9 protein-coding genes are annotated in these 14,243 nt (G+C 61.6%); 4 read left to right on the forward strand and 5 right to left on the reverse strand.

The features are described from left to right. Positions 1–42: 42 nt before the first annotated feature. From M5G17_RS12335 to M5G17_RS12345, 3 genes are all read right to left on the reverse strand, one after another. Positions 43–531, reverse strand: a complete 489-nt coding sequence (locus M5G17_RS12335; protein ID WP_273893188.1) for a TIGR00645 family protein — start codon at positions 529–531, stop codon at positions 43–45. 100 nt (positions 532–631) lie between these two features. Next, positions 632–973, reverse strand: a complete 342-nt coding sequence (locus M5G17_RS12340; RefSeq protein ID WP_130263058.1) for a PA4575 family protein — start codon at positions 971–973, stop codon at positions 632–634. Between the two features lie 173 nt (positions 974–1,146). Next, complete coding sequence (locus M5G17_RS12345) at positions 1,147–3,585, reverse strand: Lon protease family protein (protein WP_273893189.1); 2,439 nt, start codon at positions 3,583–3,585, stop codon at positions 1,147–1,149. A gap of 276 nt (positions 3,586–3,861) precedes the next feature. Here M5G17_RS12345 and M5G17_RS12350 point away from each other — a divergent pair, with 276 nt between their 5' ends. The 3 genes from M5G17_RS12350 to M5G17_RS12360 all read left to right on the forward strand — a co-directional run bounded on the left by M5G17_RS12350 (position 3,862) and on the right by M5G17_RS12360 (position 6,780). After that, positions 3,862–4,350: a DUF3015 domain-containing protein gene (locus tag M5G17_RS12350; protein ID WP_273893190.1), complete on the forward strand. Its 489-nt coding sequence runs from the start codon at positions 3,862–3,864 to the stop codon at positions 4,348–4,350. 77 nt (positions 4,351–4,427) lie between these two features. Then, on the forward strand, positions 4,428–6,281 hold the full coding sequence (locus M5G17_RS12355; protein WP_273893191.1) for an Lnb N-terminal periplasmic domain-containing protein: 1,854 nt from the start codon (positions 4,428–4,430) through the stop codon (positions 6,279–6,281). Positions 6,282–6,426: 145 nt separating this feature from the next. Then, a complete protein-coding gene (locus M5G17_RS12360; protein WP_273893192.1) occupies positions 6,427–6,780 on the forward strand; it encodes a hypothetical protein in 354 nt (117 codons plus the stop codon). Position 6,781: 1 nt separating this feature from the next. On the opposite strand, the gene gdhA is transcribed toward M5G17_RS12360, so the two are convergent. Together gdhA and ettA are read right to left on the reverse strand one after the other, a co-directional pair. Next, positions 6,782–8,119, reverse strand: coding sequence for an NADP-specific glutamate dehydrogenase (gene gdhA / locus M5G17_RS12365; protein ID WP_273893193.1), 1,338 nt, complete (start codon positions 8,117–8,119; stop codon positions 6,782–6,784). Positions 8,120–8,352: 233 nt separating this feature from the next. Next, a complete protein-coding gene (gene ettA / locus M5G17_RS12370; RefSeq protein ID WP_273893194.1) occupies positions 8,353–10,017 on the reverse strand; it encodes an energy-dependent translational throttle protein EttA in 1,665 nt (554 codons plus the stop codon). Positions 10,018–10,284: 267 nt separating this feature from the next. Here ettA and M5G17_RS12375 point away from each other — a divergent pair, with 267 nt between their 5' ends. Further along, positions 10,285–14,115, forward strand: coding sequence for a sensor domain-containing protein (locus M5G17_RS12375; RefSeq protein ID WP_273893195.1), 3,831 nt, complete (start codon positions 10,285–10,287; stop codon positions 14,113–14,115). Positions 14,116–14,243: the final 128 nt, after the last annotated feature.

A 14,243-nucleotide genomic window follows, 5' to 3' on the forward strand; every position in this document is an offset into this window, starting at 1 on the left:
TTTGCAACGGACGGGCGGTGCTTGTTCGGCAAAAAACCCGAATCAATGCTTGGTGAGCTTGTCCAGATAACCCATGGCGAAGGCCGAGACCACGAAGGTCATGTGGATGATCACGTACCACATCAGGTACTGGGGCTCGATGTTGCGCGCATCCATGAATACCCGCAGCAGGTGGATCGAGGAAATCGCCACGATCGAGGCGGCAACCTTCATCTTCAGCGAAGACGAGTCCATCTTGCCCAGCCAGCTGAGCTTTTCCTTGTCTTCATCGATGTCCAGTTGCGAGACGAAGTTCTCGTAGCCAGAGATCATCACCATCACCAGCAGGCCGCCGACCAGGGCCATGTCGATCAGCGACAGCAGCACCAGGATCAGGTCGGCTTCAGCCAGGGCGAAGACGTTGGGCAGGACGTGAAAGATCTCCTGGAAGAACTTCAGTGCCAGTGCCAACAGGCCCAACGACAAACCAAAATAGATCGGCGCGAGCAGCCAGCGCGAGGCATACATCGCATTTTCGATAATACGTTCCATTGAAAACTCGTCAGGTTGGCAAAAAAGCGAGCGCGAGTATAACAGCCAGCCATGACAGAAAAAGCCCGTGGCACGCTGCCACAGGCGCGACGCGGGCGCCTCAGGTTTCCGGATGGAACTGAAAGTCGCCGACGTGATGGACTCGTTCGCCGTTGATCCGGCGCAACTGGGCCTGCAGGTGGACAGACCAGATCTGCGGATCGTCGGCCAGTTGATAACCGTGCAGGGTCAGGCTATCGACGATGGCGTTCAGTACCGATTCGGCCACGAACGGGCCATGGAACGGCCCCTGGGCCTTGATCGCCGAAGGTTGCTCGCCAGCCATGCCGGCGGCGAACAGCAAAGTCCACATACCGTTGTCGCCGGCCAGTGGGCGTATGCTGCATTCAATGCGGGTCACCAGGCCCAGGCATTGACGGGTGAGGCTGAGGCTGCGCGGCATGGCGAAGGTCCTCGGTAAACCCTGGTTCAGCCCTGCAAACAAGGCTGTTTCTTTCCTGACCCTACGACTGTCCCTGAGTTGAAGGATAGGCGAAATCCGCCAAAGCGTGAAAAAACCGGCGCCGAATGGTCATGCTCCATTTAGCGCCGTTTTTTTGACTCGTACCACTTGAATCAGGACGGTTTGACTTGGGCCAGGGCTTGCTCGGCCAACTCCTTCTCCGCCTCCTTCAAGTCCTCTTCGCTGATCATTTCGGCAATCACCCGCAGGCGTTCAACCACCCGGGCGTTGACACTGCCTTCAGGAAACTGCCCTTCTGCATCCGGCTCGCCAGCAGGCTCGCCAACCAGCAGGCTCAGCGCCTCGTCAGCCTGGCTTACCGCATACACGTGGAACATGCCGGCACGCACCGCCTGCAGCACCCGCTCATCGAGCATCAGCGTGGCAACGTTGGCACGCGGGATGATCGCACCTTGTTCGCCAGTCAGGCCGCGGGCCTCGCAAAGCCGGAAGAAGCCTTCGATCTTCTCGTTGACCCCGCCCACCGCCTGTACTTCACCGAACTGGTTGATCGAGCCGGTGATGGCAAAGCACTGCTTGAGCGGCGTCCTGGACAATGCCGAGATCAGCGTGCAGGCCTCACCCAGTGACGCGCTATCGCCGTCCACATAACCGTAGGACTGCTCCAGGGCGATACTCGCCGAGATCGCCAGGGGGAATTCCTGGGCATAACGGCTGCCCAGGTAACCGGTGAGGATCATTACCCCCTTGGAGTGGATCGGCTGGCCGAGGTTGACCTCACGCTCAATGTCGACGATACCACTGCCGCCGGGGTAGACCGTGGCGGAAATCCGCGCTGGCACACCGAAGGCCGAATCGCCGACTTCCAGCACCGTCAGGCCATTACACTTGCCCACAGCTGCACCGTCGGTGTCGATCAGGATGATGCCGGCCAGCATGTCGTCGAGAATCCGCGCCGACACGCGCCCGGTACGGGTGGCCTTGGCCTTGAGCGCACGCTCGATGTGCCCGGCGTCAGTCATCTCATCGTTGGCCAGGTGGCGGATGAAGTCTGCCTCACTGACCAGCTGGAACAGGTCGCCGATACGCGCCGACAACCGTCCCTGATGTTCAGCCAGGCGCGCACTGTAGGTCGCCAGGCGCGCCACAGCATCAGCGCTCAACGGCGCCATGCCCTCCTCGCTGGTGCGGGTCTTGAGCAACTGGGCGAACTGCTCCAGGCTCTCGTCGACCATGGGGATGTCTTCGTCGAAGTCGACCAGCACCCGGAACATCTCCTGGAAGTCCGGGTCGTGGTCCTGCAGGGCGTAATACAATTGCCGCGCCCCGATAATCACCACCTTGATGTTCAGCGGCAGCATTTGCGGGTTGAGGGTCACAGTGGCCAGCCGGCCGAACTCGCCCAGGGGCGATTCCATTTTCAGCTTGCGCGACTGCAGGGCACGCTTGAGGGCGTCCCAGACAAACGGCTCGCTTAACATCTTTTCGGCTTCAAGAATCAGAAAGCCACCGTTGGCCCGGTGCAAAGCCCCCGGGCGCAACTGCCGGTAAGTGGTGTACAACGCGCCCTGGTCAGTGCTGTATTCGATACGACCAAACAGGTTGTCGTAGGTCGGGTGCGGCTCGAACACCACCGGCGCACCGCCGCTGGCGTGGTGGCCGACGACCAGGCTCGGTGCGTACTGCTCTTCGAGCAGTTTGCGCGCCTGGGCATCGGTCTTGCTGTCATCGACCAGTTGCTCGACCACAGTGCGCAGCAGGTTGACCTGCATGGCCTGCAGATAGCCGCAGACAGCAGCGTTTTCTGCATACTTTTCAGACAACGGTGCCAGCAATGGCTGCAAGGCCAGAGTGATGGTTTCTTCGTTGAGATGACGCAGCTGGTTGTTCGATTCGCGCTTCCACTGCGGCAGGCTCGCCAGTTCTTCGTTGAGGCGTTCCTCCAGAATGGCAATGTCGTCGTGAAAACGCTCCCGCTCGGCTTCCGGCAACTGGGCGAACTCGGCCTCATCCAGCGCCTTGCCGTCTGCCATCGGGGTGAAGGCGACGTTACTGCTGTCGCGGTACAGGGCTACGTCCTTTTCCAGCGAAGCACGCTCGATCACATCCAGGGCACGGTCGTATCGCTGGTTGAACGCGCGGTCGATGGCGCTTTTCTTCTGCTGGTAGGACGGGTGCTCGAAGACCGCCGGAAAGGTCGCCAGCAGGTTATCGATCAGGCCGCCGATGTCGCTGATGAACGCGCCGGCGCTGCCCGGTGGCAACTCCAGTGCGCGCGGCTCCCGCGGCTCGTCGTAATTATTGACATACACCCAGTCCGACGGCGTTTGCAGGCGCTTGCCTTCGGCCTTGAGGTAGCGTTTGACGAACGAGAAGCGGCCCGTGCCGGGCTCGCCCATGACAAATACGTTGTACCCAGGACGCGGCATGGCGACGCCGAACTGCAAGGCTTCGACAGCACGTTCCTGGCCAAGCACACCGCGAAAAGGCTCCAGATCATTGGTAGTGGAAAAGGCGAACTGTTCAGCGGAAAACGGCCGGGTCAGGGCTTCGGGCGCAAGACGCAGGCTCGCAGCGACAGGATCGGGCATCGGGCTTCCTTACTTCGGCGGGGCGATGTCAGCATTCTGGCGCCGTGCGCGTGCGCCTTGCAAGGCTCATTGCTGCTTATTGTCACAGGGGCGAAAAGTCGATCCACGTCAATAATTTCAGGCAATCTTTCGCAATAAACCACGGAACCCTTAGATCGTGCCTAAACTCCAAACTGCGCGGCTGGGTATATAACCGACCCGCCCTGGCAACTGGCTCTGCAGATATGCCAGACAACCCTGACCTTTGGTTTGCACTTCGACAAAGAGAACAATGCTATGAAACGGATTCTTCTGGGTACTCTGTTCACCGCGGTCTCCCTCAATGCCATGGCCCAGGCGCCGGGTGGTCCGGACTGCGGCTGGGGCAACATGCTGTTCGAGGGCCAACGCGGCACACCGGCCCACTTCCTTGCATCCACCACCAATGGCACCTCCGGTAACGCCACGTTCGGCATGACTTCGGGCACCAACGGCTGCTCGACCAACGCTGCACTGACCTATGGCGGTAAATCATGGATCGCCATGAACGGCATGATGAACGAACTCTCCGAAGACATGGCCAAGGGTCAAGGTGAAGCCCTGACCACCTATGCCGTGGTGCTGGGCGTCGCCCCGGAAGATCGCGCGCACTTTGCCGCGGTTACCCATCAACACTTCCAGGACATCTTCAAGACCGTCGATGCAACGGCCGAAGACGTTCACAGCAATACCCTCGCGGTACTGAAAAGCGATCCGCGCCTGGCCAAATACGCCACCCAGGCTTAAGCTCGGCCCACCCGCCCCTTCACCGGGGCGGGGTGTTGTCCGCCTCTATCGGCATCATTCAGACTTAGTTGCCCGACATGCTCAAACGCCTTGCTTACCTGGCGCTGTGTGCCTGCGCCCCGTTGCATGCTGCCCCTTCATTCGATGACCCACGCCTTGCGCAACTGGCAGCCGAGCGCTACTGGATCGCCCTCGGTCATTACGAGACGGCCAAGCTTGGCGGCTGGCGCAGCTATGTCGACGACACACGCTTTTTTCTCGCCGACGACGGCGCCCACCACCCGGAGCAGGAACTGCGCGCCACCGTCAGAGCCCTGTATGCACCGGCAAGCCTTGGCGACCGCCATGCTCAATGCGTGTTCCCGGCGCGTACCCGCTGGCTGCGCGAGCAATTGCAACTGAACGACCTACCGAGCCCGGACTGCAAGGAATACACCCAGTGGTTCAAGGACGTCTCGCCGCACAGTGCGGTGATGATCTTCCCGGCCGCCTACCTGAACAGCCCCTCGTCGATGTTCGGCCACACGCTGCTGCGCATCGACCAGGCCGACGTGCAGAGCAACAAAACCGCCCTGCTCAGCTACGCGATCAACTTCGGCGCCTACATCGAGGGTAGCGACAACAGCATCCTGTATGCCTGGAAAGGCCTGATGGGTGGCTATCCGGGACTGTTCGCCCTGGTGCCGTACCAGGAAAAACTCTCCGAATACCGCAGCCTGGAAAACCGCGACCTGTGGGAATACCGGCTGAACCTGACCCCGGAAGAAACCGGGCGCATGGTCGAACATGTCTGGGAACTCAAGCAAATCCAGTTCGACTACTTCTTCTTCGACGAGAACTGCTCCTACCGCTTGCTAGAACTGCTGCAGGTGGCACGCCCGAGCCTGGACCTGACCTCGCAGTTTCCACTGACCGCCATCCCTACCGACACGGTCAAGGCCGTCAAGCAGGCCGGCCTGGTCGAGCGTATCGACTACCGGCCATCACGCGAACGTGAACTGCTGGAGCGGGCCAAACCGCTGGATGCGGGCGAGCAACAGCAAGTGCTGGCGCTCAGTGCTGACACCGCACTGCTGCAAGGCCCCGACTTCAACGCGCTGCCCCGTGAGCGCCAAGCCCTGGTGCAAGACGCTGCCTATCGCCTGGAACGCTACCGGGCCAACGGCCAGGAGCGTGATCCGGCGCGCAGCAAACGCAGCTTCGAGTTGCTGCGGGCGATCAACCGCAACCCACCGCCGGAACTTGAAATCGAACGCCCGGGATTGCCTGAAGACGGCCATCAATCGCGTACCTGGCAGTTGGGCATGGGCAGCCGCGATGATCGCGCCTTTGCCGAATATGGCCTGCGCATGGCGTATCACGACCTCAACGACAACGCCTACGGTTTCCCCCTCGGCGCACAAATCGAGATCCTCCAGCTCAAGCTGCGCCAGTACGAGGGCAATGACTGGCAGGTACAGCGCCTGGATCTGGCTACCATCCGCTCGCTGACCCCGCGCAATGCCTTGCTGCAACCCTGGTCGTGGCAGGTGGCCGGGGGGCTTGAGCGAGTACTGGGCAAGCATGGCGACGAGGTGTTGGTCAGCCATGTCAACGGAGGCGCCGGCGGCACCTGGCAGCTGGCCGATGACCTGCTGGGCTTTGCCCTGGGCACCGTGCGGGTCGAACACAATAATGACTTCGCCGCCTTCATTGCCCCGGCGGCGGGTTTCAATACCGGGCTGTTGTGGCGCAATCCGCTGGGCAACCTGAGTGTCGAGGCCAAGGCCGACTACTTCACCAATGGCGAAGTGCGCCGCAGCCTGAGTCTGAACCAGCAGTGGGAACTGTCCCGCGACCTGGGCCTGCGCCTGAGTGCCAGCCGCGACTTCAGCAAGCTGACCTCGGCGCAGAACGAGGTGATGCTGGAACTCAAGTGGTATCAGTACTGAGGGCCTCATCGCGGGGCAAGCCCGCTCCTACAGGATCTGTGGGAGCGGGCTTGCCCCGCGATGCACCCCAACTGTTTCACACGGTTTTGACACGCCAGCAACCATTGCTCGCCTAGACTTTCCCTGGCAAGCGGAGAGTCTGAACATGCGGCGGTATTGGCTGGTAGTGGTGCTAATGGGTGTACTTGCGGGTTGCCAGACAACCCATGAGCAATTGATCAATCAGGGTTATCCACCGGCCTACGCCGATGGCTTCCAGGATGGCTGCAGCAGCGGTCGCCAGGCTGCCGGGGTGATGGCCGGGGACTTTCGCAAGGACGTGCCGCGCTACCTGCGCAACCGCCAGTACGAATCCGGCTGGGACGATGGCTTTCGCCAGTGCCACGCCATGCAGGAGAACCAGGACCTGCAGGAATATCGCGCCCGTCACTGGGACGAGCGCGATGATCAGTGGCAACAGGAAAAGGACCGCGACGCCGCGCGGGCCTATCACCGCTAGGTCAAACGACGCCCTGGGCCAGCATGGCGTCGGCAACCTTGACGAAGCCGGCGATGTTGGCGCCTTTGACGTAGTTGATCTTGCCGTTTTCCTCACCGTAGTGCACACAGGCGTGGTGAATCGACTGCATGATGTTGTGCAGCTTGCTGTCCACTTCACCGGCGGTCCATAGCAGGCGCATGGCGTTCTGCGACATCTCCAGGCCACTGACGGCAACACCACCCGCGTTGGACGCCTTGCCCGGGGCGAAGAGGATGCCAGCTTCGATGAGGACGTCCACAGCGTCGAGGGTGGTCGGCATGTTGGCACCTTCGGCCACGCAGATGCAGCCATTGCCCAGCAGGGTACGGGCGTCTTCGCCGTTCAGTTCGTTCTGGGTCGCACAGGGCAAGGCGATGTCACACGCCAGGGTCCAGGGGCGCTGGCCTTTGCGGAACTCCAGGCCAAAGCGCTCAGCCAGCTCGCTGATCCGCCCGCGCTTGACGTTTTTCAGCTCCATCAGCGCATCCCACTGTTCGTCGCTCAAGCCGGCTTCGCAGTACAGGGTGCCTTCGGAGTCGGACAGCGAAATCACCTTGCCACCCAGGTCCATGACCTTGCGCGCAGCATACTGGGCGACGTTGCCGGAGCCGGAGATGGCCACCCGGCGACCATCGATACGCAGGTCCTGACGCTTGAGCATCTCTTGCGCGAAATACACACAGCCGTAGCCGGTGGCTTCCGGGCGGATCAGGCTGCCGCCGTAGGCCATGCCCTTGCCGGTCAGCACCGAGGTGAACTGGTTGGCCAGGCGCTTGTACTGGCCGAACAGAAAGCCGATCTCGCGGGCACCGACACCGATGTCTCCGGCCGGCACGTCGAGGTCGGCGCCGATATGACGATAGAGCTCGCTCATGAATGCCTGGCAGAAGCGCATTACCTCGGCATCACTCTTGCCCTTCGGATCGAAGTCCGAGCCGCCCTTGCCACCGCCCATGGGCAACGAGGTCAGGGAGTTCTTGAACACCTGCTCGAAGGCCAGGAACTTGAGCACGCCAAGGTTGACCGACGGGTGGAAACGCAGGCCGCCCTTGTACGGGCCGATGGCACTGCTCATCTGGATACGGTAACCGCGGTTGACCTGGACCTTGCCCTGGTCATCGACCCACGACACGCGGAACAGGACCGCCCGCTCCGGCTCGACCATGCGTTCGAGAATACCGGCCTGCAGGTAATGCGGATTGGCTTCAAGGAACGGCCAGAGGCTGCGCAGCACCTCTTCGACCGCCTGGTGGAACTCAGGCTGGGCCGGGTCGCGTTGCTTGAGGCGAGCAAGGAAATCTTCGACAGATTCGATCATTAGACATTCACCAGATCAGAGAGGCTTATTGGTTTTTTCCCCGACTCTACCAAGAAGCACGCGCACCGGAACAGGGCGAAATGTCGTTTTTATGAAATTAAATGGTGCATTTGTATAAGTGTATACATGTTGTGCCGTGGTCGCGGGGCAAGCCCGCTCCTACAGGGACGAGGGAAACTTCGGGTAAAAAAAACGGGGCCCGAAGGCCCCGTTCCAGTGCAACCCCGTGCGGGTTATGCCAGTTTCTTGTGCCGTACCCGATGCGGCTGGGCAGCAGCTTCGCCCAGGCGCTTCTTGCGATCGGCTTCGTACTCGGTGTAGTTACCTTCGAAGAACACCGCCTGCGAATCGTCTTCGTAAGCCAGGATGTGGGTCGCCACGCGGTCAAGGAACCAGCGATCGTGAGAGATCACAATGGCGGCGCCCGGGAAGTCCAGCAGGGCTTCCTCCAGCGAACGCAGGGTTTCCACGTCCAGGTCGTTGGACGGTTCGTCGAGCAGCAGGACGTTGGCGCCCTCTTTCAGGGTCAGGGCCAGGTGCAGACGGCCGCGCTCACCACCGGAGAGGTCCTTGACGAACTTCTGCTGATCGCCGCCCTTGAAGTTGAAACGACCGACATAGGTGCGCGACGGAATCTCGTAGGTGCCGATGCGCAGTTGGTCGGAACCGTCGGAGATCTGCTGGAACACGGTCTTGTTGCCGTCCAGGTCCTCGCGGCTCTGGTCGACGCAGGCCAGTTGCACGGTATCACCGATCTCGATGCTGCCCGAGTCCGGTTGCTCTTTGCCCATCAACATGCGGAACAGGGTCGACTTACCGGCGCCGTTACCGCCGATAACGCCGACGATCGCGCCTTTTGGCATAGAGAACGACAGGTTGTCGATCAGTACGCGATCGCCATAGCCCTTGCTGACGTTCTTGAACTCGATCACCTTGTCACCCAGGCGCGGACCGGCCGGGATGTAGATCTCGTTGGTCTCGCTGCGCTTCTGGAATTCCTGCGACTGCATCTCTTCAAAGCGCTGCAGACGGGCCTTGGATTTGGACTGGCGAGCCTTGGCGCCTTTGCGCACCCACTCCAGTTCTTCCTTCATGGCCTTTTCGTGGGCCGACTGCTGCTTGGATTCCTGGGCCAGACGATCGGACTTGGCTTCCAGCCAACCCGAGTAGTTGCCCTCATAAGGAATACCGGCGCCGCGATCGAGTTCGAGGATCCAGCCTGCGACGTTGTCGAGGAAGTAACGGTCGTGGGTAATGGCTACCACGGTGCCCGGGAAGTCGTGGAGGAAGTGCTCAAGCCAAGCGACGGAGTCGGCGTCCAGGTGGTTGGTCGGCTCGTCGAGCAGGAGCATGTCGGGGGCCGACAGCAGCAGGCGGCACAGGGCCACACGGCGCTTCTCACCACCGGACAGGTGCTCGACCTTGGCGTCCCAGGCCGGCAGGCGCAGGGCGTCGGCGGCCACTTCCAGCTGGCGCTCGAGGTTGTGGCCGTCGCTGGCCTGGAGGATGGCTTCAAGCTTGGCCTGTTCGGCGGCCAGCTTGTCGAAGTCGGCATCAGGTTCGGCGTAAGCGGCGTAGACTTCGTCCAGGCGGGCCTGGGCGTCCTTGATCACGCTGACCGCTTCCTCGACCACTTCACGCACGGTCTTGGACGGGTCCAGCTGCGGCTCCTGGGGCAGGTAACCGATATTGAGCTCCGGCATCGGACGGGCTTCGCCGTCGAACTCGGTGTCTACACCCGCCATGATTTTCAACAGAGTGGATTTACCCGAGCCGTTGAGGCCGAGCACGCCGATTTTGGCGCCGGGGAAAAACGACAGGGAGATGTTCTTCAAGATTTCCCGCTTCGGCGGGACAACTTTGCCCAGCCGATGCATGGTATAGACGTATTGAGCCATGGAAAAACCTAGCGTCAGAGACGAAAAGATGAAAGCTAAACAGATAAAGGGCGCCGTAGCGCCCAGGAAAGGGCCAAAGCTACCGTAATGCGCCGGGTTGGGCAAACCGCCGACGAACAGGGCTGGCACTTTGCCACGTTTGCGGGCATGCTAGCCGCCCTTCGGGCGTCCAGCTTATAGTGCGCAACCGGAGCCGTCGCCAGGAACGCGGCGCTTGCCAATCAGCAGCTCTAAACCTGCCATCCAGCCATACCGCAGGATCAACGTTTGACCAATCTCACTCAGCCGTCATCCCTGCGCAAGCCGGCCAGTGCGCCAGGCTCGCCATTGCGCGGCTCATTGAAAAGCGCGCTGGCGGTGTTGGTGCTATTGCTGCTCGGCCTGCTGCTGTGGCAGTTGATCGCCCAATTCCGTCATACCCAGGCCGACCAATACCAGCACAGCCTCAACGCCAGTGCCGAGCTGGCCGATCACATGAGCCTGAACATGACGCTCAAGGCCCAGGTAGCCTTGAACCAGGTCCAGCAGTACCGCTCGTCGCCTGGCCCTGAGCAACTGCCGCAGGTCATCGCTCGGTTACAGCAGCAACAGCCGAAGCTGCTTAGTGTTGCCTGGATCGGAGCCGACGGCAGCCTGCAGGCCGACAGCTTGAACGGCACGCCCGATTATCAGGCGCTGGACGAACTGCTGCGGCTGAATCAGGGACGCGATTTCTATTACAGCAACAGCGCCGACAACCAGCAGGTCTACCTGCTGCTGCGTCAGCCGGGCGACGCGCCCAGCGGCTACTGGTTCCTGCGCCTGGCATCGAGCTACTACAACGACCTGACCAATCATCTGGACCGCCCCAACCATCCTTTGTGGTTGCTGGAAAACAGCCGCACTGGCGACATCATCAACCGCCACCAACCGACGTCCGGCAGCGATGAACCGTTGCAGAGCGTGATGCTGGCGTTCCTCGACAACAGCACCTGGCAATTGCGCGGGCTGTTCGACGCAGGCCTGGCGCGCCAGCAATTACTGCCGGCGCTGATCGGCAAATGCATGCTCGGCCTGTTCTGCGCGCTGGTCCCGCTGCTGGCGCTGATCAACATGCGCCGCCGTCACCGCCTGCTGCAGGAAAGCCGGCGGCGCTACCACGATATTTTCGAAGGCACCGGCGTTGCCCTGTGCGTGCTCGATCTCTCCGGCCTGCCTGGCCAGTTGGAGCGTTACCGCCTGCGCAGTCGCCCTGCCCTGGAGCAGCGCCTGGCCTTCGACCCGCCACTGCGCCGACTGCTGCTGCAGGAACTCAAAGTCACTGAAGTCAACCAGGTGGCTTTGCAACTGCTGGGCGTCAACTGCTGCGACAGTGCCTGGCAACGCCTGGTGGAGGGTGAGCAGAGCGGCAACGAAGGCATCGGCATCCAGTTGCTCGGGGCAATCCTCGACAACCAGCAACAGCTTGAACTGGAGATGCGCCTGCCCACCGCCGATGGCCAGGACTTGCACCTGTGGCTGATGGTGCGCTTCCCGCAACAGCGCCGCGACTACCAGGCGGTCATCCTCAGCATCAGCGACATCACCAGCCGCAAGCAGGTCGAGCTGTCATTGCTCGAGCGCGAGAGTTTCTGGTCGGATGTGGTGCGTACCGTGCCCGATCAGCTGTACGTGCAGGATGTACAGAGCCAGTTGATGATCTTCAGCAACCGCAACCTGGGCCAGACCCTGGGTTACAACCGCACCGAGCTTGCACAGATGGGCGACCACTTCTGGGAACTGTTGCTGCACCCGGACGACGCCGAACTGTACCGGCAGATGCGCCTGCAACAGCGTGCCTCGGGTTACGTCGAGCAGTTGCATTGCCAGTTGCGTTTTCGTCATCACGACCAGAACTGGCGCCGCTTCGACATCCGCGAGCAGGCCCTGACCCGCGATAACGCCGGTTGCGTGACGCGGATCATCGGCGTCGGCAAGGACGTCACCGAACAGATCGAGGCCAGCGAATCCCTGCGCGACAGCGAACAGCGCTACCGCATGCTCGCCGAAAGCATCAGCGATGTGATCTTCTCCACCGACAGCCAGATGCAACTGAACTACGTCAGCCCGTCGATCCAGGCAGTACTGGGCTTTGAAGTGCAGTGGATCTTCGAAAACGGCTGGCACTCGACCATCGCCAACCCGGCCCAACTCACCGGCATCTACAGCCTGGTCGAACGGATCAACAAGGCCCTGACAGATCCTGAACAACTGGAGCAGTTGCGTACCCAGTTGCCGCCCCAGCTGTTTCTGTTCGACTGCCTGCGCGCCGACGGCCGCAAGATTCCCATCGAACTGCGCCTGGTGCTGGTCTGGGATGACCACAACCGTTTCGAAGGCATCCTTGGCGTCGGCCGCGATATCAGCCAGCAACGCCGCGCCGAAAAAGACCTGCGCATGGCCGCCACGGTATTCGAGCATTCGACCTCGGCCATCCTCATCACCGACCCGGCAGGTTACATTGTCCAGGCCAACGAAGCCTTCAGCCGCGTCAGTGGCTACGACGTGGCCGATGTCCTCGACCAGTTGCCAAGCATGCTGACCGTCGATGAGCACCAGGAAGCGCATCTGCGCTACGTGCTCAAGCAATTGCACCAGCGCGGCACCTGGGAAGGCGAAGTGTGGCTCAAGCGCCGCAACGGCGAGCATTATCCGGCCTGGGTCGGCATTACGGCGGTGCTCGATGACGAAGGCGACCTGGCCAGCTACGTGTGCTTCTTTACCGACATCAGCGAGCGCAAGGCCAGCGAACAGCGTATCCATCGCCTGGCCTACTACGACGCCCTGACCCACCTGCCCAACCGCACCCTGTTCCAGGACCGTTTGCACACGGCGCTGCTGCAGGCCGACCGGCAGAAGGCCTGGGTGGTGTTGATGTTCCTCGACCTCGACCGCTTCAAGCCGATCAACGACTCCCTTGGCCATGCTGCGGGCGATCGCATGCTCAAGGACATGGCCGAGCGTCTGCTCGACTGCGTGGATGACGACGACACCGTGGCGCGCATGGGTGGCGACGAGTTCACCCTGCTGCTGCAACCGCGTGCTACCCGCGAAATGGCCCTGAACCGGGCCATCCACGTGGCCGAACAGATCCTGGGCAGCCTGGTGCGGCCGTTCGTACTGGAGAACCGTGAGTTCTTCGTCACCGCCAGTATCGGCATCGCCCTCAGCCCGCAGGATGGCAGCGAGCTCAGCCAGCTGATGAAGAACGCCGACACCGCCATGTACCACGCCAAGGAGCGCGGCAAGAACAACTTCCAGTTCTACCAGGCCGACATGAACGCCAGTGCCCTGGAGCGCCTGGAACTGGAAAGCGACCTGCGCCATGCGCTGGAACAGAACGAATTCATCCTCTACTACCAGCCGCAGTTCAGCGGCGACGGCAAACGCCTGACCGGTGCCGAGGCGCTGCTGCGCTGGCGCCATCCGCGGCGCGGGCTGGTGCCGCCTGGGGACTTCATCCCGGTGATCGAGGAGCTGGGCCTGGTGGTCGATGTCGGCGACTGGGTGCTCAAGGAAGCCAGCCGTCAGCTCAAGGCCTGGCACCAGGCCAAGGTGCGGGTGCCGAAGGTCTCGGTGAACATCTCGGCGCGACAGTTCTCCGACGGCCAGTTGGGCGAACGCATCGCCACCATCCTCCAGGAGACCGGCCTGCCGCCGGCTTGCCTGGAACTGGAGCTGACCGAAAGTATCCTGATGCGCGAGGTCAACGAGGCCATGGTGATCCTCGACAGCCTGAAGAACCTCGGCCTGAGCATCGCGGTCGACGACTTTGGCACTGGTTACTCCTCGCTCAACTACCTCAAGCAGTTCCCCATCGACGTGCTGAAGATCGACCGCACCTTCGTCGACGGCCTGCCCGAGGGTGAACAGGATGCGCAGATCGCCCGGGCAATCATTGCCATGGCCCACAGCCTGAACCTGGCGGTGATCGCCGAGGGTGTGGAAACCCACGAGCAACTGGAGTTCCTGCGCGAACATGGCTGCGACGAGGTCCAGGGCTACCTGTTCGGACGGCCGATGCCGGCGCATCAGTTCGAGGCGCAGTTCAGCAACGAAACCCTGTTCATGTTCGAGTAACCCCCATCGCGGGGCAAGCCCGCTCCCACTTGCCCCGCGATGAATCCGCCACCTGTCCCTGAATGAAGCCCACTTGTCTGCGACATGATGCCCTTTCATATGCCAGACAAAAGCTGATGAGGTAGAAT

The organism is Pseudomonas rubra, from assembly GCF_028656935.1.
Lineage (GTDB): Bacteria > Pseudomonadota > Gammaproteobacteria > Pseudomonadales > Pseudomonadaceae > Aquipseudomonas > Aquipseudomonas rubra.